Below are 21,476 nucleotides of genomic sequence, written 5' to 3' on the forward strand. Positions count from 1 at the left end.
GCGGGCGCGACCAGCCACGGACGACCGGAAGCCGCCGGCGCACAGAACCCGGCACCCCGGAAGGCGCCCCTACTTCGCGTAAAGGGCCTCGATCTCGTCCGCGTAGTCCTTCGCCACCACGTTCCGCTTCAGCTTCAGCGACGGAGTCAGATGGCCGGACTCCTCGGTGAACTGGTGGGACAGGATCCGGAACTTCCGCACCGACTCCGCCTTCGACACGGCCGCGTTGCCGTCGTCGACCGCCGCCTGGACCGCCGCCAGCAGATCCGGGTCGTCCTTCAGGGACGCCGCCGTGGCACCGGCGGGCTTGCCGTGCTCGGCGGCCCAGCGGCCGAGGAACTCCTCGTCGACGGTGACCAGCGCGCCCACGAACGGCCGCCCGTCGCCCACCACCATGCACTCCGCGACCAGCGCGTGCGCCCGGATCCGGTCCTCGATCACGGCCGGCGCGACGTTCTTGCCGCCCGCCGTGACGATGATCTCCTTCTTGCGGCCGGTGATCCGCAGGTAGCCGTCCTCGTCGAGGGTGCCGATGTCACCGGTGTGGAACCAGCCGTCGGCCAGCGCCTCGGCGGTCGCACCCGGGTTGTTCCAGTACTCCTTGAACAGGTGCTCGCCGTGCAGCAGCACCTCGCCGTCGTCGGCGATGCGGACCACCGAGCCGGGCAGCGGCTGGCCGACCGTGCCGATCTTCTGCCGGTCCCACGGGTTGAACGCGGTCGCCGCGCAGGACTCGGTCAGGCCGTAGCCCTCCAGTACCGTGAAGCCGATGCCGCGGAAGAAGTGGCCGAGGCGCTCACCGAGGGGGGCGCCACCGGAGATGGCGTACTCGCCGCGGCCGCCGAGGACCGCGCGCAGCTTGCTGTAGACCAGCTTGTCGAAGACCTTGTGCTTGACCTTCAGGCCGAGGGACGGACCCGACGGGGTGTCCAGGGCCTTGCTGTAGGCGATCGCGGTGTCGGCCGCCTTGTCGAAGATCGCGCCCTTGCCGTCGGCCTGCGCCTTGGCGCGCGCGGAGTTGTACACCTTCTCGAACACGCGCGGCACGCCGAGGACCAGCGTCGGCCGGAAGGCGGCCAGCTCGTCGGTGAGGTGCTTGATGTCCGGGACGCAGCCCAGCTTGATGGGCGCCATCATCGGCGCGATCTGCACCAGCCGGCCGAAGACGTGCGCGAGCGGCAGGAAGAGCAGGACCGAACACTCGCCGGTGCGGAACAGCGGGCGCAGCCGTTCGACGATGTTGCCGCACTCGGCGAAGAAGCTGCGGTGGGTGAGCACACAGCCTTTGGGGCGGCCGGTGGTGCCGGAGGTGTAGACGATCGTCGCCGGATCGTCGGCCTTGGCGAGCGAGCCGCGCTCCTCCACCGTCTCGTCGGAGACGTCCCGCCCGACCCGGCCCAGCTCTTCGAGGGCGCCGGCCTCGATCTGCCAGACGTGCTTGAGCGCGGGCAGCTGCTCGCGCACCGACTCCACGGCGGCGGTGTGGGTGTCCAGCTCGGTGATGCAGGCGGTGGCGCCCGAGTCGGACAGGATCCACTGCACCTGCTCCGGGGAGCTGGTCTCGTACACCGGCACGGTGATCGCGCCGGCGCTCCAGATCGCGAAGTCCAGCAACGTCCACTCGTAGCGGGTGCGGGACATCAGGCCCACCCGGTCGCCCGGCTGGACACCGGAGGCGATCAGGCCCTTGGCGGCGGCGTGCACCTCGGCCAGGAACGCCGTGGCCGTCACGTCCTGCCAGGCCCCTTCGGCCTTACGGGCGATGACGGCGACGTCCGGGTGCTGCGCGGCGTTTCTGCGGACGATGTCGGTCAGGTTGCCGTCCGCAGGGACCTCGTACAAAGCCGGAAGGCTGAACTCGCGCAAGACTGCTGCTCCTCATAGGGCGCCGGCGCCACGACGTTGTGTGATGCGACGGTCCGGTCCAAGGCTCGGTCAGATGCTCGGGAGGACGCCAGGAGGATGGGGAGCCCACTGGTTGACATCCGGAGCACGACTGGACGGCCCGGACGTTACCCGCCGGTATGGCTTCTTCGACAGGGGGTCCCGGCGAGATGTTCGCTGCGTCACACAGATTGGTGTTCCTTTGCGCACAGTAGTCCACGGCTTTCCTGACTAGCCAGTAACCGCAGGTCCGGCTGTCACTGTTCACAGGTGCATCGCTGCGCCTACGCTTGATCGCCATGTCATCCCCACCGGCCGGCAGGCGCAGGACACGTGTTCATGTGGTCAGTGACGTGCACGGCAACGCCCGTGACCTGGCCCGGGCCGGCGACGGTGCCGACGCCCTGGTCTGCCTGGGTGATCTCATTCTCTTCCTCGACTACGCCGACCACTCCCGCGGCATCTTCCCCGACCTGTTCGGCACCGAGAACGCCGGCCGCCTCGTCTCCCTGCGCACCGCCCGCCGGTTCGAGGAGGCACGCGAGCTGGGCGCCCGGCTGTGGGCGGGCATCGAGGGCGAGCGCGCCGCGGTGATCGAGCAGGCGGTGCGGCGGCAGTACGCGGAGCTGTTCGCGGCGTTCCCCACGCCGACGTACGCCACCTACGGCAACGTCGACATGCCGACGCTGTGGAAGGAGTACGCCGGCCCCGGCACCACCGTCCTCGACGGCGAACGCGTCGAGATCGGCGGCTGGACCTTCGGTTTCGTCGGCGGCGGCCTGCGCACGCCGATGCGCACGCCGTACGAGATCTCCGACGAGGAGTACGCCGCGAAGATCGAGGCGGTCGGCGAGGTCGACGTGTTGTGCACGCACATCCCTCCGGAGGTACCGGAGTTGGTCTACGACACCGTCGCGCGCCGTTTCGAGCGGGGCAGCCGCGCGCTGCTGGACGCGATCCGGCGCACCCGGCCGCGGTACGCCCTGTTCGGGCACGTGCACCAGCCGCTGGTGAAGCGGATGCGGATCGGGGCCACCGAGTGTGTGAACGTCGGGCACTTCGCGGGGACCGGAAAGCCGTGGGCGCTTCAGTGGTGACCGGCGGTGAAGGCGGCTGGTCGCGGGCGCGGTAGCCTTCACACCGCACCTGTTACCTGTCCCAACCGGCCCGCATCTGGAGGAGCCACGGCGATGGCGGAACACACCAGCTCGAGCATCGTGATCGAGGCGGCACCGGCCGACGTCATGGCGGTCATCGCCGACTTCGCGCGCTATCCCGACTGGACCGGTGAGGTGAAGGAGGCGGAGGTCCTCAAGACCGACGAGGCGGGCCGCGCGGAGCAGGTGCGGCTCGTGATGGACGCGGGTGCGATCAAGGACGACCAGACGCTGGCCTACACCTGGACCGGGGGCGACGAGGTCTCCTGGACGCTGGTGAAGTCGCAGATGCTGCGGTCGCTGGACGGCTCGTACCTGCTCAAGCCGGTGGGTACGGGGTCGACCGAGGTCACCTACTCGCTGACGGTCGACGTCAAGATCCCCATGCTGGGCATGATCAAGCGCAAGGCCGAGAAGGTCATCATCGACCGGGCCCTGGCGGGGCTGAAGAAGCGGGTCGAGTCGGGGCAGTAGCGGCCCCTGAGAGGCTCGCTCCTGTCGCACGCCGACCGCGCGGGTCGTGGGTGGCCGGTCGCGCAGTTCCCCGCGCCCCCAGGGGGGTTGCAGCACCGGCGAGCGCACGGCCGACGTCGGCTTCGGTACCGTTCACCCCCATGCGCACCCTCTTGATCACCGGTCCCGGTGGCAGCGGCCGTACGACGGTCGCCGCTGCCACCGCACTCACCGCCGCCCGGGAGGGCACCCGCACGCTCGTCCTGAGCGCCGACCGCACCGACACCCTCGGCGCCGCCCTCGGCACCCCCACCGGACCGGCCCCCCGCCAGGTGGCCCCGCAGCTCACCGCCTGGCGTCCCGACGCCACCGCCGGCTTCCGAGACGACCTCACCGGCTTCCAGAACCGCGCCGCGAACGTCCTCGATCTGCTCGGCGCCTCCCGTCTGGACCCCGAAGAAGTCACCCCGCTGCCCGGCGCCGAGGAACTCACCCTGCTGCGCGCCCTGCGCGACGCCGCCCTCGCCGAGACCCACGACCTCCTCGTCGTCGACCTGCCGCCCACGCCGCAGGCCCTCGCCCTGCTCTCCCTCCCCGAGGAGCTGCGCCGCTACCTGCGCCGCCTGCTCCCGCCGGAGCGGCAGGCCGCCCGCGCGCTGCGCCCGGTCCTCGGCCGCCTGGCCGGCGTCCCCATGCCGGCCGAGTGGCTGTACGACACCGCCGGCCGCTGGGACACCGAGCTGGCGGCGGTCGAGGCCGTCCTCGCCGACCGGCACACCGCCGTCCGCCTCGTCGCCGAACCCGGCCCGGCCGGCACCGACGCCCTGCGCACCGCCGCCCTCGGCCTCGCCCTGCGCGCCCTGCCCGTGGAGTCCGTCCTCGCGGCACGGGTCCTGCCGGAGGACGCCGCCGCCTCCTGGCTGGCCGGTCCCGTCGCCCAGCAGCGCAAGGCACTGGAGGAGTGGCGGGAGGCGTACGGACCGGTGCGGGAGACCGCCCACCTGGGCCGCGACCCGCGTGGCACCGACGACCTCACCGCCCTGGCCGTACCGGGCGCCGGCGCGGAGCCCGCCCCCGTCGAGTGGCCCCTCACCGACCACATCGCCGACGACGGCGTCCTCGTCTGGCACCTCCCCCTGCCCGGCGCCGTACGGGAGGAACTCGACCTCGTGCGGCGCGGCGACGAACTCGTCGTCAACGCGGGCCCCTTCCGCCGTATCGTCCCGCTGCCCTCGGCCCTGCGCCGCTGCACCGTCGACGGCGCCGCCCTGCGCGACGGCGAGCTGCGCGTCCGGTTCGTGCCCGACCCCGCACTGTGGCCCCGCGAGCGGTGAACGGCGTACCACCGTTCGGGTAACGTCGTAAGGACCAGCCGTAGTCAGGAGTGCGTCATGAGCGAAGAGCGCCCCCCGTCCGGTGCCGGTGAGCAGGAGAGCGCCGGCGAGGAGTTCCGCGCCACCGACGCCGACGCCTGGGCCTCCGCCTGCGCGGAGGACCTGGCGGCGGAGAAGGCCCGCCGTCGCACACAGCACGGCCCGCCCCCCGGCTCGGCCGCCGAGGAGCTGAAGAAGCTGGTCGACTCGGTCGCCGAAAAGCTCACCGGTATCCAGTCACCGCTGCTCGGCTCGGTCGCCGGGCCGGCCGCCCAGCAGGTGGTGCGGCAGGTCGTGCAGCAGGCCAAGGCCGCCGTCGAGCCGGTCATCGAACGCAACCCGGACGTCTTCGATCACCTCGCCGCCGCCGGCAGCGAGCTGCTCGCCGCCTACCGCTCCGCCGTCCAGGCCCAGGAGAAGCGCTGGACGGCCGGCGCGAGCGACCTGGACGACGACCTGCGGGGGCGCGGCGACGACGACGGTCCCGGGCAGCGCATCGACCTCGACTGAGCCCCGCCCGTGTCGGCGCCGGGTCCACCGGGCGGACGACGGCAACCCGAGGGCAAACGGCTCGGGTACCGTGGGCCGTAGCGGGGCTCGACCGAAACTGAGGGATTCATGGGACTCACCATCGGCGTCGACATCGGCGGCACGAAGATCGCGGCCGGCGTGGTCGACGAGGAAGGCAACATCCTCTCGACCTTCAAGGTGCCGACCCCCACCACGCCCGAGGCCATCATCGACGCCATCGCCTCGGCGGTGGAGGGCGCACGCGCGGGGCACGAGATCGTCGGTGTGGGCATCGGCGCCGCCGGATACGTCAACCGGCAGCGGTCCACGGTCTACTTCGCGCCCAACATCGACTGGCGCAACGAGCCGCTGAAGGAGAAGGTCGAGGCGCGCACCGGCCTCCCGGTCGTCGTGGAGAACGACGCCAACGCCGCCGCGTGGGGCGAGTACAAGTTCGGCGCGGGCAAGGGCCACCGCAACGTCATCTGCATCACGCTCGGCACCGGTCTCGGCGGCGGCATCATCATCGGCAACAAGCTGCGCCGCGGCCACTTCGGCGTGGCCGCCGAGTTCGGCCACATCCGGATGGTGCCGGACGGCCTGCTGTGCGGCTGCGGCTCGCAGGGCTGCTGGGAGCAGTACGCCTCCGGCCGCGCCCTCGTGCGCTACGCCCGGCAGCGCGCCAACGCCACCCCGGAGCGCGCCGAGATCCTGCTCGGCCTCGGCGACGGCAGCCCCGACGGCATCGAGGGCAAGCACATCTCCGTGGCCGCCCGCCAGGGCGACAAGGTCGCCGTCGACTCCTACCGCGAGCTGGCCCGCTGGGTCGGCGCGGGCCTGGCCGACCTCGCCTCCCTCTTCGACCCGTCCGCCTTCATCGTCGGCGGCGGCCTGTCGGACGAGGGCGAGCTGGTCCTCGACCCGATCCGCAAGTCGTACAAGCGCTGGCTGGTCGGCGGCAACTGGCGTCCGGTGGCCGAGGTGCGGGCCGCGGAACTGGGCAACAAGGCGGGGATGGTGGGCGCGGCGGACCTCGCCCGCGAGCCCGACCCGATCATGTGACGTCCACGCTTCATCCGGCGGCCACCGTGCCGACCTGAAGGGGCGCGGGGAACTGCGCGACCAGCCACCACGAACCGGCAGTCGCGCTCGGTCCCCGCGCCCCGAGCCGTTGGGCGTAGATTGATCCACATGGAGCCGCTCCCCAACTCCCGCACAGAGCCCGACGGTTCTGCGACCATCCGCGTCCTGAGCTACAACATCCGCTCGATGCGCGACGACACCGACGCCCTCGCCCGCGTCATCCGCTCCTGCGCCCCCGACCTGGTCCTCATCCAGGAGGCCCCCCGCTTCTTCCGCTGGCGCAAGAAGCTCGCCCGGCTCGCCCACGCGGCGGACCTGGTCATGGTCACCGGCGGCGCCACGACCACGGGACCGGCGATCCTGAGCAACCTGCGCGCCACCGTGGAACGCACCGAGGACGTTCTGCTGCCCCCCACCCCCGGCCTGCACCGCCGCGGTCTGGCCACGGCCGTGGTCCGCTTCGGCGGGGCCCGGCTCGGTGTGATCAGCTGCCATCTGTCCCTCGACAAGGACGAGCGGGACGCGCAGGGCGGCATGCTCCTGGACCGGCTCGCGGCGATGGGCGTCACGCACACGGTCGTCGGCGGCGACGTCAACGAGCGGCCCGAAGGGCCCACCTTCCGCCGCCTCGCCGGGAACCTCCAGGACTGTCACACCGCCGCGCGCTGGGGCGGTACGGACACCTGGACCTCCGCCGACCCCTACCAGCGCATCGACGCGGTCTTCGTCACGCAGGGCGTCGAGGTGCTCGGCTGCGGGGTGCCGCTCGGCGCCCCGGGCGTCACGGAGGCAGACCTGAGGGCGGCCACCGACCATCTGCCGGTCCTGGCCGCCCTCAAGATCCCCGCGCGGTAGGGAGCGTCAGACGACGGCCCCGCGTCCGGGGTCCCCGTCGTCGTCCTCGTCCGTCCGCATCCGCATCACCAGCGTCGCGCAGCCGCCGAGGAAGCCGCCGACCGACAGGGTCGTCAGCCACCAGGTCATGTCCCAGCGCAGGAGGACCGCCAGCAGGAGCAGCAGCGGGCCTCCGACCACGCCGAGCCAGGCGAACTTCGCCGTGGCGTCCGCGTCGGGCAGCGGCGGCGGCTCCGGCGGGACGAAGTGGCCGTCGTCGTCCTCGTCGAAGTCGTCGTCGGAGGGTTCGGGCACGCTGTGGTCGCGCGGGCCGACGCCGGGAGCGAAGGAGATCGAGCTGCCCAGCGGCCGGGCCGGCTTCGCCGGCTTGCGCTCCTCCTCGGGCTCGTCGTCCGTGGCGGGTTCCGGCAGTGCCAGATCCTCCACCGACCGGAACGGCCTGCTGCCCGGAGGGTCCGGCGGCTCCTCGCCGTAGGCGGCGACGATCGCCTTCCAGGCGGCCTCCTCGTCGAAGGGGACGCTCTGCTCCTGAGGCTCGCGCGCGTCGCGCTCGTCGCGGCCCTCGCGCTCCTCGCGCTCCGAGTCGTGCTCAGCCACCTGCCGCCGTCCCTTCCTTGCCGAAGCTGGGTGCGAGCCGGCCGATGAACGCGAGGCTCTCGGCGAAGATGCGGTCCGCGTCGTGGTCCAACGTCGCCACGTGGTAGCTCTGTTCCAGCAGGATCTCCGTGACGTCCGTGGACGACACCCGGCTGAGGATGCGCGCCGAGTCGGCCGGCGGGACCACATGGTCCTGCGGGCTGCGCAGGAGCAGCAGCGGCTGGGTGACCTGCGGCAGCTCGCCGTCGACCAGCCGGAAGAAATTCCGCAGCGAGTGCGCCGCGTGCAGCGGCACCCGGTCGTAGCCCAGCTCGGTGCTGTCGGGCCTGGCGATGTCGCTGGCGATGCCCTTCGTCGCCGGCACCAGGTGGCGTACGACGGGCAGGGCGTGCGCGGCGACGCCGTGCACCTTGTTCCCCGGGTTGACGACGACGATGCCCTCCACCGCGTCCCCGTGCCGCGCCGCGAGGCGCAGGGCGAGCGCGCCGCCCATGGAAAGGCCGGCCACGAAGACGCGCGCGCACCGCTCGCGCAGGGCGCGCAGCTCGCGGTCCACCTCCGCGTACCAGTCCGGCCAGCCGGTGACCTGCATGTCCTCCCAGCGGGTGCCGTGCCCCGGCAGCAGCGGCAGCGAGACGGTCAGCCCGTGCTCGGCGAGGTACTCCGCCCAGGGGCGCAGCGACTGGGGGGAACCGGTGAAGCCGTGGCAGAGGAGGACCCCCACCTCCCCGCCCTCGTGGCGGTACGGCTCGGCTCCAGGAAGGACCGGCACGGTCGGTCTCCTGTTCGTGAGAAGGGTGTGCACGACTCCCGAGACTTCCAGGTGAGCTTCACCGTACGCGACGGCACTGACACCGACCAGGGGCGTCGGGCTCTTCGCGGCCCTCCGGGTTATGGTCTGTTCGACACATACAGGAGGCACTCGGTTGTTGTACGGCGCGATGAAGGTTTCCGTCGGAGGGTCGCTGAAGCTTGTCTTCCGGCCCTGGGTGGAAGGCCTGGAGAACGTCCCGGCCGACGGCCCGGCGATCCTGGCGAGCAACCACCTCTCCTTCTCCGACTCGTTCTTCCTGCCCGCGGTGCTCGACCGCAAGGTCACGTTCATCGCGAAGGCCGAGTACTTCACCACCCCCGGGGTCAAGGGCCGGTTGACGGCCGCGTTCTTCAAGGGCGTCGGGCAGCTCCCGGTGGACCGCTCCGGGGCGCGCGGCGCCGGTGAGGCCGCGATCAAGAGCGGTATCGAGGTGCTGGAGCGCGGCGAGCTGTTCGGGATCTACCCCGAGGGCACCCGCTCGCCCGACGGCCGCCTCTACCGCGGCAAGCCGGGCGGCCTCGCACGCGTGGCGCTGGCCACCGGCGCCCCCGTGATCCCCGTCGCCATGATCGACACGGAGAAGATCCAGCCGCCCGGGAAGATCGTCCCGAAGGTCATGCGGCCGGGCATCCGCATCGGCAAGCCGCTCGACTTCTCCCGCTACCAGGGCATGGAGCACGACCGCTTCGTACTGCGCGCGGTGACCGACGAGGTCATGTACGAGATCATGAAGCTCTCCGGCCAGGAGTACGTCGACATGTACGCGACCGCCGCCAAGCGGCAGATCGCGGAGGCGGCGAAGGCGCAGAAGGAGGCCGAGGCCGCGCTGGCGAAGGCCGAGAAGGAACAGGCCAAGAAGGAGCAGGACGCTTAGGACGCCTGCGGGCCGACGGGGGGTGGGGGACGTGGCCGGACGCGAGAGAGTCATGCGCATGTCGGTCGAGCTGCCGCTGTGGCGTGCGCTGACCGCCTACCGGGTGCTGACCATGCTGTACGCCGTCGGCCTGTTCGCCACCGCCTACGACCGCTTCACCCGCCCCTGGCTGGCCATCGCCTACTACGCGGTGCTGTGCGTGTGGACCCTCGCCACCCTGCCCAGGGTCGCGAACGCGGGGGCCTGCACCCGGCGTTTCCTCGCCGCCGACCTGGCCGTGGCGCTCGCCGGCATCCTGCTCACCCCGCTCGCCGACGCCCACCAGCGGATCATGGACGGCGGCCCCACGCTGCCGTCGATATGGACCGCCGGTGCCGTGCTGGCCTTCGCCATCAAGGGCGGCTGGCGCTGGGCGGCGTACGCCTCCACCCTCGTCGCCGTCGCGAACCTTCTCGAACGCGGCGCCCCGGCCCGCGACACCGTCCACAACGTGATCCTCGTCTGGGTGGCCTCCATCGCCATCGGCTACGTCGTCGAGGTGGCCCGCGCCTCCGAACGCACCCTGGCCCGCGCGCTGGAGATCGAGGCCGCGACCAGGGAACGGGAGCGGCTCGCCCGGGACATCCACGACAGCGTGCTCCAGGTGCTGGCGATGGTGAAGCGGCGCGGCGCCGCGCTCGGCGGTGAGGCCGGCGAACTGGGCCGGCTGGCCGGCGAGCAGGAGGTGGCGCTGCGCACCCTGGTCTCCGGAGGTCTGGTGCCCGTCTCCCGGGTGTCCGAGGACGCCGCCGAGGGGGCGTTCGTGCGGGCCGTTGAGGAACCGGACGACGACACCGGCCAGGTCGACCTGCGCACGCTGCTCGCGCCGTACGCCGCGGACCGGGTCTCCTTCGCCGAGCCCGGCGCGCCCGTGCCGCTGCCGCCGGCCGCCGCGCGGGAGCTGGCCGCGGCGGTCGGGGCGGCGCTGGACAACGTCCGCAGGCACGCGGGTGCCGGCGCGCGGGCCTGGATCCTGCTGGAGGACGAGCCCGACGAGATCGTCCTGACCGTGCGCGACGACGGCCCCGGCATCCCCGAGGGACGGCTCGCGCAGGCCGAGGGGGAGGGGCGGCTCGGGGTCGCCCTGTCGATCCGCGGCCGGCTGCGCGACCTCGGCGGCAGCGCCGAACTGATCTCGACGCCCGGGCAGGGCACCGAAGTGGAACTGAAGGTACCGAAGGCGAAGGCCGCACGGGGGAAGGCGGAACAGCGATGAGTGAGCAGCAGGACCCGATCAGGGTCATGGTGGTCGACGACCACCCGATGTGGCGCGACGCGGTCGCCCGCGACCTGGGGGAGTCCGGCTTCCAGGTGGTCGCCACCGCCGGTGACGGCGAGCAGGCCGTACGCCGCGCCAGGGCGGCCGCCCCCGACGTGCTCGTCCTCGACCTCAACCTGCCCGCCAAGCCCGGCGTCCAGGTCTGCAAGGAGGTCGTCGCCGCCGACCCGGCGCTGCGCGTGCTGGTGCTGTCCGCGAGCGGCGAGCACGCCGACGTACTGGAGGCGGTGAAGTCCGGCGCCACCGGCTATCTGCTGAAGTCGGCCTCCACCGAGGAACTGCTCGACGCCGTGCGCCGCACCGCGGCCGGCGACCCCGTCTTCACGCCGGGCCTGGCCGGGCTGGTCCTCGGCGAGTACCGCCGCCTGGCCTCCGAGCCCGCGCCCGCACAGGACACCGACGAGCCGCGCGCGCCCCGGCTCACCGAGCGCGAGACCGAGGTGCTGCGGCTCGTCGCCAAGGGGCTGAGCTACAAGCAGATCGCCGAACGCCTCGTCATCTCCCACCGCACCGTGCAGAACCATGTGCAGAACACCCTCGGCAAGCTCCAGCTGCACAACCGGGTGGAGCTGGTGCGGTACGCGATAGAGCGCGGTCTCGACGACGAGTGAGTCGCCCGCGCACGGCCCCGTCACACCGCTAGCGTGGACAGCAGCAGCTCGTGGGGAGCAGCAGCTTGAGGTCCGCGAAGGGACATCCCATGCGCGTCGGAGTACTGACCGGAGGCCGTGACTGCCCGGGCCTCAACGCCGTGGTGCGCGCCGTCGTCCGCAAGGGCGTCCAGGAGTACGGCGACGAGTTCGTCGGCTTCGCGGACGGCTGGCGCGGCCCCCTCGACGGGGAGACCGTCCCGCTCGGCATCCCCCAGGTGCGCGGCACCCTCCCGCGCGGCGGCACCATCCTCGGCACCTCGCGCACCCACCCGCTCGACCACCCGGACGGAGTGCGCCGGATCCGGGAGAACCTCGCCAAGCACGACGTGGAGGCGCTGATCACGATCGGCGGCCGGGACACGCTCGGCACCGCGGCACGCCTCGCGGACGAGTACGGGCTGCCCCTGGTCGGCGTACCGAAGACCATAGACAACGACCTGTCCGGCACCGACTACACGGTGGGGTACGACACGGCCGTCTCCGTCGCCACCGCGGCGATCGACCGGCTGCACACCACCGCCGAGTCCCACAAACGGGTGCTCGTGGTCGAGGTGATGGGCGGCGACTCGGGCTGGATCGCGCTGCGCTCGGGCCTGGCCGGCGGCGCGAACGTCATCCTCATCCCGGAGCAGCCCTTCGACGTCGACGAGGTGTGCGCGTGGGTCACCTCCCGCTTCCGGGCGTCCTACGCGCCGATCGTGGTCGTCGGCGACGGGGCCCGGCCCAAGGACGGCTCGATGGTGCTGCAGCACACGGCGGAGGGCGGCCTCGGACAGGTGCGGCTGTCCGGGGTGGGCGAGTGGCTCGCCCGGGAGATCGAGCACCGCTCCGGCAAGGAGGCCCGCACGACGGTCCTCGGCCACATCCAGCGCGGCGGCTCGCCCAGTCCCTTCGACCGCTGGCTGGCCACCCGCTTCGGCCTGCACGCCATCGACGCCGTACACGAGGGCGACTTCGGCAGGATGGTCGCGCTGCACGGCACGGACGTGGTCCGGGTGCCGATCTCCGAGGCGACGGCCCGGATCAAGCGGGTGGAGCCGCGGCTCTACGAGGAGGTCGGGGTGTTCTTCGGCTGAGCGGTGGCCGGCGGTCCAGGGCCGTAGATTCGGCGTGTCCGGCCCATGACCGACCGGAAGGGGACAGGCTCGCCGAGTCCCACCTGGTCACCCTGCACGTGCCGCTGATGCCCGAGACCCAGCACCTCCTGGACGCCGCCGCGCTGAAGGCGATGAAGGACGACGCGATCCTGGTCAACTCCAGCCGCGGCGGCCTCATCGACACCGCGGCCCTCGTCGACGAACTGCGCGCCAACCGCTTCACCGGCGTGGGACTGGACGTCCACGAGTCGGAGGCGGGCCTGTTCTTCCTCTCATCCTCGACAAGTCCCTTCAGGCCATCGAGGACGACATCCTGGCCCGCCTGGTCACCTTCCCGAACGTGCTGGTCACCTCCCACCAGGCGTACTGCACCGAGGACGCCGTCGGGCAGATCGCCGACACCACGGTGCGCAACCTGGACTACATCGCGGGCCGCCGTTCGGAGAACGTGCTGGTGCCGCGCAGCTGACCCAGCAGCTCCCGCACCACCTCGGCGCCGTTCAGGGACAGCACGGACTCCGGGTGGAACTGGACGCCCGCGACCGCGTTCCTCGGCGCGCCACCGGCACGACGCGGCCCCCGCAGCGCGTGCACCTCGTGCGACGGGCCCCGGCTCACCTCGATGCCGTGCGCGGCCAGTCCCGCGGCCGTCTCGTCGTCGCAGCGGGCGACGAAGCTGTTGTAGAAACCGACCGTCTCCTTGCGCCCGAACAGGTCGATCACCGTCTGCGCCCCCTGGTACGGCACCTCCTTGCGCACCAGTTCCAGGCCCAGCTCGGCCGCGATCAGCTCGTGGCCGAGGCAGACACCGAGGACGCCGTGCCGGTGCTCGGCGAGGACGGCCGCGGTCAGCTCCCGCAGCACGCGCATCTTGGGGTCGTCCAGGTCGGACGGGTCGCCGGGGCCGGGGCCCAGCACCACCGGGCCCTCGTGCGCGAGGACCGCGCGGCGCAGGTCCGGCTCGTCGTAGCGCCGGACGGTGACGGTGAGCCCGGAGGCCCGCAGCATGTGCGCGAGCATCGCCGTGAAGGTGTCCTCGCCGTCCACCACCAGGGCGTGCCCGGTCAGCTCCGCCGACGGCTCCTGCATCCGCAGCCAGAACGGCGCGAGCGAGGCGCGGCGCCCGTCGAGCGCGGCACGCACGCGGGGGTCGTCGGCGAGGCGCACGCGCGTGTGCTCCTCACGCGGGCGGGACGGGCGCACGCCCAGCGCGGCAAGCACACCCGCCGCCTTCGCGTGCGTCTCGGCGACCTCACCGGCCGGGTCCGAGCCGCGCACCAGGGTCGCGCCGACCGCGACGCGCAGCGTCCCGTCGGCGGCGATGTCGGCGGTGCGGATGAGGATGGGGGAGTCGAGGGTCTGGGCGCCGCCGGAGTCCCGGCCGAGCAGCGCCAGGGCGCCGGAGTAGTAGCCGCGCCCCGCACCGTCCCGCCCGACGGGCTCATGGCGCTCGATGACCCGGCAGGCGTTCTGCACCGGCGAGCCGGTCACGGTCGCCGCGAACATCGTCTCGCGCAGCACCTCCCGCGCGTCCAGCGTCGACCTGCCGCGCAACTCGTACTCGGTGTGCGCGAGGTGGGCCATCTCCTTCAGCCGCGGGCCGACGACGACACCGCCCATGTCGCCGACGGTGCACATCATCTTCAGCTCCTCGTCGACGACCATCGACAGCTCCTCGATCTCCTTGCCGTCGGCGAGGAAGCCGAGCAGGTGCTCCGGCGTCGGTCCGTCGGCGGGATAGCGGTACGTCCCGCTGATCGGGTTCATCACGACCGTCCCCCCGGACATCCGCACATGCACCTCGGGACTCGCGCCGACGAGCGTGCGGTCCCCGGTGTGCACGACGAACGTCCAGTACGCGCCCCGCTCGCCCTCCAGCAGCCGCCGGAACAGGGCGAGCGCGTCGGCCCTGCCGAACCCCGGGATGTCACCCTCGTAGGTGCGCCGGATGACGAAGTTCGCGCCCTCGCCCCGGCCGATCTCCTCGCGCAGCACCCGGGCGACGATCGCGCCGTACGTCTCGTCGTCGACGTCGAAGCCGCCGCCCTCGACCCGCACCGCGTGCCCGGGCAGTTCGGTCAGTGCGGTGTCCAGGGGCAGCGTGTGCCGCTCCTCGGGGACGAGTACCGCGAGCGGCGTGCCGTCGTCGCGGACGTCGAAGCCGCGCTCGCGGATCTGCCGGAACGGCACCAGCGCCAGGCACTCGTCGGGCAGGTCGGCGAGGCGGTCGTGGTGCGTGACGGGGCCGATCAGCAGCTCGACCACGTCCGGACGGTGGCCCGGGGTGCGGCGGCGCAGCAGGGCGAAGGGGCGGGGGTCGGACAGCAGGTCCGTGAGGTTCATGGGCGGTCCTTCTCGATCTGAAGAGGGAGAGGAACGACCCCGGACACACCGAAGGCCGCCCCTCGGGCGGCCTTCGCGAAGTCTTGCGTACGCGCAGTCAGTGGGCCGCCGGAGAAGCGGTCCACCACCAGTTCTTGACGAGTTGCGCGAACATGCCCGGCACCCTACCCGATGCCGCGCCGGGGTTACGATCCCCGCCTGCTCTTTGGCATGTCCCTATCGACTCCATGGAAGGTGTGCATTGGGACTCATACGGGGATCCAGGCTGCTCGCCTGGCTCGCGGCCACCGCGGCGCTGCTGACGGCTCTGACCGTCCGGCCGGCCGTGGCCGCGGACGCGCCGACGATGACGAAACTCTCGCTCGGCGCCGACCAGTTCAAGCTGACCGACACCAGCTCGGTGTCGGCCGCGAACACCCTCTACACCAATCACCTCACCAGCCACGCCTCTCTCTCCGACGTGGTCACCACCGACCTCACCAGGAACTCCGCCGGTGCGAGCGACCCCTGGCTGAACCTGCGCTCGATGCGCTCCTGCGCCGGCACCGAGACCAAGGCCCTGCCCCCGGTGGGCACCAAGACGGCCTGGTGCTGGTCGCAGGCCCACGGCGACGACACCAACCCGCACTGGTGGCCGCAGGGCATGAGCAGCACCGGCACCGCCGACGGCGCCGACGGCACCGTCCAGGGCCGCCACGTCCTGGCCGTCGCCTGGCACTACCGCACGCTCAGCGACGAGACGTCCACCGGCTGCCGCACCGACAACCTGCTCAAGCTCTCCCTGCTCGACCGCGACACCGGCAAGTACCGCCACGTCCTGCTCGCCGAGCCCACCGGCTCGGGCACGAACTTCCGGTTCGTCACCGGGCACGGCGGCGGCATCGTCTGGTACGCCAACTACCTGTACGTCACGGACACCGCGAACGGCATCCGGGTCTTCGACCTCAACAAGCTCGCCAAGGTCGACACCTACGGCGCCGGCGTGAGCACCTACGGCATCGACGGCGCCGGCCGCTCCAGCGCCTGCGGTTACCCGTACGCGCTGCCGCAGGTGCACTACTACAAGCAGGCGGGCACCCCCTCGGACTGCTCGGGCCACAGCATCGACCCCGAGCAGCTGTGCTTCTCCTGGCTGTCCCTGGACAAGACCGGAGGGGCGCCCTACAAGCTGGTCGCCGGCGAGTGGCAGGGGTACACCGACGGCGGCCGTGTCGTGCGGTACCAGCTGAACCCGGCCGGTGCCGGCACCTACCCGGGCCTGCTCAACATGTCCGGCGGCAGGACGGTGATCGAGGACGCCTGGGCCGCCTCCCGCTACCGGGGCCTGCAGGGCGGCATGACCTGGACCGACGGCGGGGGCGTGCTGAACTTCGCCTTCCACAAGGGCTGCGGCACCAAGCCGGGCGTGTACTCGCACACCTGGGTGGGTGACACCCGGACCGGCACCAGCTGCGCCGCGGGCGGCAACTGGGCAGCGGGCCCGCCGCAGGCCCTCAGCTATTGGCCGAAACTCGACGCCGACCCGGTCGACGAGGTGTGGGGGCTGACCGAGGGCATCTGCGCGGGCAGCACCCTGCGGGCGGCGCATCCCGAGTTCACGGCCGCCACCGAAGAGGGTGACGCGTGCCTCGGCTACCAGGGCGCGGGCGATCTCTCCCTGCGCACGGTGTTCTCCGTCGGGTTCACCGATCCGGCGGTGCAGGACCGGCACTGACGGCCCCCGGAGAAGGCCCGGACGGGTCCGCCGGGCGCCGACCGCGCGGCGGACCCGTCCGTCTCATCCTGTGAGCCAGGGCATGGAGGCATCAGGTGACCCCGTAATGTTGGGGGCGTGACCGTGAACGCAACCAGCCCTGGCGCTGGCAACACCTGGCGAAACCTGCCCGCGGCGCAGCAGCCCGAGTACCCCGACCCCGAGGCTCTGCGCGCAGTGATCGCGGACCTCGAGTCGTATCCGCCGCTCGTCTTCGCGGGCGAGTGCGACCAGCTGCGCGCCCGGATGGCGGCCGTCGCCAAGGGAGAGGCGTTCCTCCTCCAGGGCGGCGACTGCGCCGAGGCTTTCGACGCGGTGTCCGCCGACCACATCCGCAACAAGCTCAAGACGCTGCTCCAGATGGGTGCCGTACTGACGTACGCCGCGTCCGTCCCGGTGGTGAAGGTGGGCCGGATCGCCGGCCAGTACTCCAAGCCGCGCTCGAAGCCCACCGAGACCCGCGACGGGGTGACGCTGCCGACCTACCGCGGCGACTCCGTCAACGGCTTCGAGTTCACCGAGGCCCAGCGCGTGCCGGACCCGGAGCGTCTGAAGCGCATGTACCACGCGTCGGCCTCGACGCTGAACCTGGTGCGCGCCTTCACCACGGGCGGCTACGCCGACCTGCGCCAGGTGCACGCCTGGAACCAGGACTTCGTGAGGTCCTCGCCGTCCGGGCAGCGCTACGAGCAGCTGGCGCGCGAGATCGACAACGCGCTGAACTTCATGCACGCCTGCGGGACGGACCCGGAGGAGTTCAAGACGGTCGAGTTCTACGCCTCGCACGAGGCACTGCTGCTCGACTACGAGACGGCGCTCACCCGTGTCGACTCGCGCACCGGGAAGCTGTACGACGTCTCGGCGCACATGGTGTGGATCGGTGAGCGCACCCGGCAGCTGGACCACGCGCACATCGAGTTCGCCTCGAAGATCCGCAACCCGATCGGGATCAAGCTCGGCCCGTCCACGACGGCCGAGGAGGCGCTGCAGTACATCGACCGCCTCGACCCCGAGCGCGAGCCGGGCCGGCTCACGTTCATCGTCCGCATGGGCGCCGACAAGATCCGCGACAAGCTCCCCGAGCTGGTCGAGAAGGTCACCGCCTCCGGCGCCACCGTGGCCTGGGTGACCGACCCGATGCACGGCAACACCTTCGAGGCGGCCTCGGGGCACAAGACCCGCCGCTTCGACGACGTGCTCGACGAGGTCAAGGGCTTCTTCGAGGTGCACAAGGCGCTCGGCACCCACCCGGGCGGCATCCACGTGGAGCTGACCGGCGACGACGTCACGGAGTGCGTGGGCGGCGGCGACGAGATCTTCGTCGACGACCTGCACCAGCGCTACGAGACGGCCTGCGACCCGCGGCTGAACCGCAGCCAGTCGCTGGACCTGGCGTTCCTGGTCGCGGAGATGTACCGGGACCAGTGAGCGGCCTGTACGGCGGCCAGTGACGGGGCCGCTCGGTACGGGTTGTTTTCGGCCAAGAAGTGGGGCGCGGATCACATACGATCCGCGCCCCATGGCTCTTTTACGACCCCCGCACGGCAGGTAAGGTTAGGTTAGCCTCACCGATCAAGGGTCGGAGTGGCACGACCCCGACCGACCGGGAGGTGACCCGCGTGTTCGTCTGCAGCTGCTTCGGTGTGACCGAGGCCCAGGTCAAGCAGCACGCGGAGAACGGCGCCTGCACCCCCCGCCAGATCGCCTCCGCCTGCAAGGCCGGCACGGACTGCGGCTCCTGCGTCCGCCGCATCCAGGCGCTGCTGGGCCGGGGGTCCTGCCCCCGCCGCGAGCTCGCCGACCAGGGCAGCCCGGTACTGGCCGAGCTGCCGGGCCTGGACGAGGCCGCCTAGCTCCAGCTGCCCGGCTCTGGCAGCCTGGCTCTGGCGGCCTAGCTCTCCGGCTGCTCGATGAGCTGCGCGAGGTACAGCGCCTCGCCGAGCTTCTCGATCAGCTCCAGTTGGGTGTCGAGGTAGTCGATGTGGTGCTCCTCGTCGGCGAGGATGTCCTCGAAAATGTTCGCGGACGTGATGTCACCCTTTTCGCGCATCACCTTGATGCCGCGCCGGAGCCGGTCGATCGCCTCCACCTCGATCTGGCGGTCGGCCTGGAACATCTCCGTGACCGTCTGTCCGACCCGCACATGGAACAGCCGCTGGTAGTTCGGCAGCCCGTCCAGGAACAGGATCCGGTCGGTGAGTACCTCGGCGTGCTTCATCTCGTCGAACGACTCGTGCCGCGTGTACTTGGCGAGCTTGGTCCAGCCGAAGTTCTCCTGCATCTTCGCGTGCAGGAAGTACTGGTTGATCGCGGTCAGCTCACCGGTCAGCTGCTCGTTGAGGAACTCGATGACCTCGGGGTCGCCCTGCATCGCGGCGGGCTCCTTCCACCTGGGGGATCGGGAGGTTGCGGCGGCATGATTGCACCGGCCTCGTGGATCGTCCAGTAAGTGCGCACTTAGTAAATAAGTGCATGCTTGGCGGATTTGGTGGCTGGTTGTCCGGTTCGGGGGTTGCCTGGTCCTGTGCACCGCTCCCGGTCTGTCAGGATGGATACATGGGTCATCCGGTGGAGCGAGAATCTGGAGAAGCAGCACGGTCCGAGCTTCCGCCGGGACAGCGAGTGCAGAAGGGCTGGCCGGTCACGCACTACGGGCCGGTGCCCAAGTTCCGGCCCGAACGCTGGGAGTTCCGGGTGTTCGGCGCCACCGCCGACGGCGCGAAGCACTGCTGGACCCACGAGGAGTTCACGGCTCTGCCGTACACCACGGTCGTCGCCGATCTGCACTGCGTGACGAAGTTCAGCATGATGGGCGCGGAGTGGGGCGGCATCCCCGCCCGGGTCATCCTGGACATCGCGCCGCCCGCGCCCGAGGTCACCCATGTGATGGTGTGGGCGGAGTACGGCTTCAGCTCCAATCTGCGCCTCGCCGACTTCGCCGCCGAGCGCACGCTCTTCGCCACCCACAAGGACGGCGAGCTGCTGACCGCCGAGCACGGGTTCCCGCTCCGCCTGGTCGTGCCCCATCTGTACGCCTGGAAGGGCCCCAAGTGGGTGCGCGGCGTGGAGTACATGACCGCCGACCGCCGCGGCTTCTGGGAGGAGCGCGGCTATCACAACGTCGGCGACCCCTGGAAGGAACAGCGCTACTCCTACCAGGAAGAGCCCGGGGACGGCCCCGAGCTCTGAGTCCTGGCGGTGTCGCGCCGGTCAGTGGTGGTACTGGTGCACCACCGCGTGGCCCTTGCCGCGGCCGATCATCCACTTGTTCACCGGGGTCGTCACGACGAACGCCAGGGCCAGCGAGATCGCCAGCGCTCCCCAGAACAACAGGTCGTCCAGGTGGGCGTCCATCGCGGCCGGCCACAGCGCGATCACACCGTTGTCGATCAGCTCCATCACGGCGATCGACAGGGTGTCCGCGGCCAGCGCCACCCGGAACGCGGTACGGAAGTCCACGCCGGCCTTCAGCACGCCGCGCAGCGTGAGGGAGTAGCCGAAGACGAAGGCCAGCGCGATCGCCAGCACCATCGTGGCCACGTTGCCCCAGCCCAGCCAGGTGCCGATCACCATGCCCAGCACCTCGCCGATGGCGCACCCGGTGAGGCAGTGCAGGGTGGCCTGCGCGGCCATGGCCCAACTGGCGGAGGGGGCGCGGTGGTGACCGGCGTGGCCGTGGTCCGCGTGGTCCGCGTGGTCGGTGTGCCCGCCGTGGTCGGTGTGGTGGTGCGCGTGGTCGGTGTGCGCCTCGTGCTGCATGACTGCCCCCAACGTCAGGTAACGGCTCCTGCGATGACAGGAACCGTATACCCCCCTGGGGTATTCCTCAACGCTTTACGAATCCCGGAGTTTCTTGAGCCGCTCCACGTCCGCCGCGTGCCCCTCCTTGCCGCCGGGCGTCTCGATGACCAGCGGCACGCCGTCGGTCGCGGGATGCGTGAGCAGGGCGCTGAACGCGTCCTCGCCGATGTGACCGGCGCCGATGTTCGCGTGCCGGTCCTTGTGCGCGCCCACCACGTCCTTGGAGTCGTTGGCGTGGATCAGCTTCAGCCGCCCCTCACCGACCGTGTCGACCAGCAGGTCCAGCGTCTGGTGCGCGCCGTCCGGCCCCGTCAGGTCGTGCCCGGCCGCGAAGATGTGGCAGGTGTCCAGGCACACGCCCAGCTTCGGGTGACGGTCCAGCGCGTCGAAGTACGGCCCGAAGTCCCAGGTCCGTGAGCACAGCGAGGCACCCTGCCCGGCCGTGGACTCCAGCAGCAGCAACGGGTCGTCGTCGTGGGTCAGCTCCTCCAGCAGCGGCAGCAGGTGCGCGCGCACCTGCTTCAGCGCCACCTCCCGGTGCCGGCCGCCGGTCGCGCTGCCGGTGTGCACGACCACGCCGAGCGCCCCGATCTCACGCCCCCGCCGCAGGGAGTGCCGCAGTGACTCCACCGACCTCTCGACCGTCGCCTCCGTGTGGGAGCCGAAGTTGATCAGATACGGCGCGTGCACGTACGCCGGGATCGACTGAGCCTCGCACGCCGCGCGGAACGCCTCGTCCTGCCGCGGATTGCCGGCGGGCGTGGCCCAGCCGCGCGGGTTGGCGACGAAGACCTGCACGGTCTCGGCGCCCAGGTCACGGGCGTACGACAGACCGACGGAGTGCAGACCGCCGGCCACCGGGACGTGCGAGCCGACGGGATTGCGCAAGGGGGATCGAGGTGTCACCCGTT

General features: G+C 71.5%; 22 protein-coding genes and 1 pseudogene. 15 read left to right on the forward strand and 8 right to left on the reverse strand.

Annotated features, from left to right (window positions below; all coding sequences use genetic code 11):
- Positions 1-69: 69 nt before the first annotated feature.
- Complete coding sequence (locus AB0J12_RS27525; protein ID WP_363267133.1) at positions 70-1,866, reverse strand: AMP-binding protein; 1,797 nt, start codon at positions 1,864-1,866, stop codon at positions 70-72.
- A 317-nt stretch (positions 1,867-2,183) separates the two neighbouring features.
- Here AB0J12_RS27525 and AB0J12_RS27530 point away from each other — a divergent pair, with 317 nt between their 5' ends.
- The 6 genes from AB0J12_RS27530 (at position 2,184) to AB0J12_RS27555 (ending at position 7,315) form a co-directional block, all read left to right on the forward strand.
- Positions 2,184-2,981 carry a metallophosphoesterase gene (locus AB0J12_RS27530; RefSeq protein ID WP_363267134.1) on the forward strand — a complete coding sequence of 266 codons (798 nt, stop codon included), beginning with the start codon at positions 2,184-2,186 and terminating at the stop codon, positions 2,979-2,981.
- Between the two features lie 93 nt (positions 2,982-3,074).
- Positions 3,075-3,515: an SRPBCC family protein gene (locus tag AB0J12_RS27535; RefSeq protein ID WP_363267135.1), complete on the forward strand. Its 441-nt coding sequence runs from the start codon at positions 3,075-3,077 to the stop codon at positions 3,513-3,515.
- Between the two features lie 140 nt (positions 3,516-3,655).
- Positions 3,656-4,828 carry an ArsA-related P-loop ATPase gene (locus AB0J12_RS27540; RefSeq protein WP_363267136.1) on the forward strand — a complete coding sequence of 391 codons (1,173 nt, stop codon included), beginning with the start codon at positions 3,656-3,658 and terminating at the stop codon, positions 4,826-4,828.
- A 57-nt stretch (positions 4,829-4,885) separates the two neighbouring features.
- Positions 4,886-5,377 (forward strand): DUF5304 domain-containing protein, encoded by a 492-nt coding sequence (locus AB0J12_RS27545; RefSeq protein WP_363267137.1) that lies wholly within the window; start codon positions 4,886-4,888, stop codon positions 5,375-5,377.
- Between the two features lie 108 nt (positions 5,378-5,485).
- Positions 5,486-6,439 carry an ROK family glucokinase gene (locus AB0J12_RS27550; protein ID WP_363267138.1) on the forward strand — a complete coding sequence of 318 codons (954 nt, stop codon included), beginning with the start codon at positions 5,486-5,488 and terminating at the stop codon, positions 6,437-6,439.
- A gap of 129 nt (positions 6,440-6,568) precedes the next feature.
- Positions 6,569-7,315, forward strand: coding sequence for an endonuclease/exonuclease/phosphatase family protein (locus tag AB0J12_RS27555; RefSeq protein ID WP_363267139.1), 747 nt, complete (start codon positions 6,569-6,571; stop codon positions 7,313-7,315).
- 6 nt (positions 7,316-7,321) lie between these two features.
- Here the strand turns inward: AB0J12_RS27555 and AB0J12_RS27560 are convergent, their stop codons facing one another.
- A complete protein-coding gene (locus AB0J12_RS27560) occupies positions 7,322-7,912 on the reverse strand; it encodes a hypothetical protein (RefSeq protein WP_363267140.1) in 591 nt (196 codons plus the stop codon).
- Entirely contained in the window at positions 7,905-8,684 is a 780-nt protein-coding gene (locus AB0J12_RS27565) for an alpha/beta fold hydrolase (protein ID WP_363267141.1), read from the reverse strand. The genes AB0J12_RS27560 and AB0J12_RS27565 overlap by 8 nt, the downstream gene beginning before the upstream one ends.
- 169 nt (positions 8,685-8,853) lie before the next feature.
- On the opposite strand from AB0J12_RS27565, the gene AB0J12_RS27570 reads away from it, so the two are divergent.
- The 5 genes and pseudogenes from AB0J12_RS27570 to AB0J12_RS27590 all read left to right on the forward strand — a co-directional run.
- Positions 8,854-9,600 carry a lysophospholipid acyltransferase family protein gene (locus AB0J12_RS27570; protein WP_363267142.1) on the forward strand — a complete coding sequence of 249 codons (747 nt, stop codon included), beginning with the start codon at positions 8,854-8,856 and terminating at the stop codon, positions 9,598-9,600.
- Between the two features lie 31 nt (positions 9,601-9,631).
- Positions 9,632-10,855 carry a DUF5931 domain-containing protein gene (locus tag AB0J12_RS27575; RefSeq protein ID WP_363267143.1) on the forward strand — a complete coding sequence of 408 codons (1,224 nt, stop codon included), beginning with the start codon at positions 9,632-9,634 and terminating at the stop codon, positions 10,853-10,855.
- Positions 10,852-11,529, forward strand: coding sequence for a response regulator transcription factor (locus AB0J12_RS27580; RefSeq protein ID WP_363267144.1), 678 nt, complete (start codon positions 10,852-10,854; stop codon positions 11,527-11,529). The genes AB0J12_RS27575 and AB0J12_RS27580 overlap by 4 nt, the downstream gene beginning before the upstream one ends.
- An 89-nt stretch (positions 11,530-11,618) precedes the next feature.
- Entirely contained in the window at positions 11,619-12,647 is a 1,029-nt protein-coding gene (locus AB0J12_RS27585) for a 6-phosphofructokinase (RefSeq protein WP_363267145.1), read from the forward strand.
- A gap of 65 nt (positions 12,648-12,712) precedes the next feature.
- A pseudogene (locus tag AB0J12_RS27590) lies at positions 12,713-13,137 on the forward strand (NAD(P)-dependent oxidoreductase); the annotation flags it as partial.
- On the opposite strand, the gene AB0J12_RS27595 reads toward AB0J12_RS27590, so the two are convergent.
- Together AB0J12_RS27595 and AB0J12_RS27600 are read right to left on the reverse strand one after the other, a co-directional pair.
- Positions 13,089-15,011, reverse strand: a complete 1,923-nt coding sequence (locus AB0J12_RS27595) for an anthranilate synthase family protein (RefSeq protein ID WP_363267146.1) — start codon at positions 15,009-15,011, stop codon at positions 13,089-13,091. The pseudogene AB0J12_RS27590 and the gene AB0J12_RS27595 overlap by 49 nt on opposite strands.
- A 97-nt stretch (positions 15,012-15,108) precedes the next feature.
- The gene (locus tag AB0J12_RS27600; protein WP_363267147.1) at positions 15,109-15,240 is read right to left on the reverse strand and encodes a trp operon leader peptide; all 132 of its coding nucleotides are present in this window, start codon (positions 15,238-15,240) and stop codon (positions 15,109-15,111) included.
- Positions 15,241-15,252: 12 nt separating this feature from the next.
- Here AB0J12_RS27600 and AB0J12_RS27605 point away from each other — a divergent pair, with 12 nt between their 5' ends.
- From AB0J12_RS27605 to AB0J12_RS27615, 3 genes are all read left to right on the forward strand, one after another.
- Positions 15,253-16,725: a hypothetical protein gene (locus tag AB0J12_RS27605; protein ID WP_363267148.1), complete on the forward strand. Its 1,473-nt coding sequence runs from the start codon at positions 15,253-15,255 to the stop codon at positions 16,723-16,725.
- Between the two features lie 117 nt (positions 16,726-16,842).
- On the forward strand, positions 16,843-18,192 hold the full coding sequence (locus AB0J12_RS27610) for a class II 3-deoxy-7-phosphoheptulonate synthase (protein WP_363267149.1): 1,350 nt from the start codon (positions 16,843-16,845) through the stop codon (positions 18,190-18,192).
- 191 nt (positions 18,193-18,383) lie between these two features.
- On the forward strand, positions 18,384-18,617 hold the full coding sequence (locus AB0J12_RS27615) for a (2Fe-2S)-binding protein (RefSeq protein WP_363267150.1): 234 nt from the start codon (positions 18,384-18,386) through the stop codon (positions 18,615-18,617).
- Positions 18,618-18,655: 38 nt separating this feature from the next.
- Here AB0J12_RS27615 and bfr read toward each other — a convergent pair whose 3' ends face one another.
- On the reverse strand, positions 18,656-19,135 hold the full coding sequence (gene bfr / locus AB0J12_RS27620; protein ID WP_363267152.1) for a bacterioferritin: 480 nt from the start codon (positions 19,133-19,135) through the stop codon (positions 18,656-18,658).
- A gap of 185 nt (positions 19,136-19,320) precedes the next feature.
- Between bfr and AB0J12_RS27625 the strand changes: the two genes are divergently transcribed.
- Positions 19,321-19,953 carry a sulfite oxidase-like oxidoreductase gene (locus tag AB0J12_RS27625; RefSeq protein WP_363267153.1) on the forward strand — a complete coding sequence of 211 codons (633 nt, stop codon included), beginning with the start codon at positions 19,321-19,323 and terminating at the stop codon, positions 19,951-19,953.
- A gap of 21 nt (positions 19,954-19,974) precedes the next feature.
- On the opposite strand, the gene AB0J12_RS27630 is transcribed toward AB0J12_RS27625, so the two are convergent.
- Both AB0J12_RS27630 and AB0J12_RS27635 read right to left on the reverse strand, forming a co-directional pair.
- Complete coding sequence (locus tag AB0J12_RS27630) at positions 19,975-20,523, reverse strand: DUF4396 domain-containing protein (RefSeq protein ID WP_363267154.1); 549 nt, start codon at positions 20,521-20,523, stop codon at positions 19,975-19,977.
- A gap of 75 nt (positions 20,524-20,598) precedes the next feature.
- A complete protein-coding gene (locus AB0J12_RS27635; protein ID WP_363267155.1) occupies positions 20,599-21,471 on the reverse strand; it encodes a deoxyribonuclease IV in 873 nt (290 codons plus the stop codon).
- Positions 21,472-21,476 lie beyond the last annotated feature (5 nt).

Origin of the sequence: Streptomyces sp. NPDC049915 (assembly GCF_040656475.1) — a bacterium.
In the GTDB taxonomy this organism is placed as follows: Bacteria; Actinomycetota; Actinomycetes; order Streptomycetales; family Streptomycetaceae; genus Streptomyces.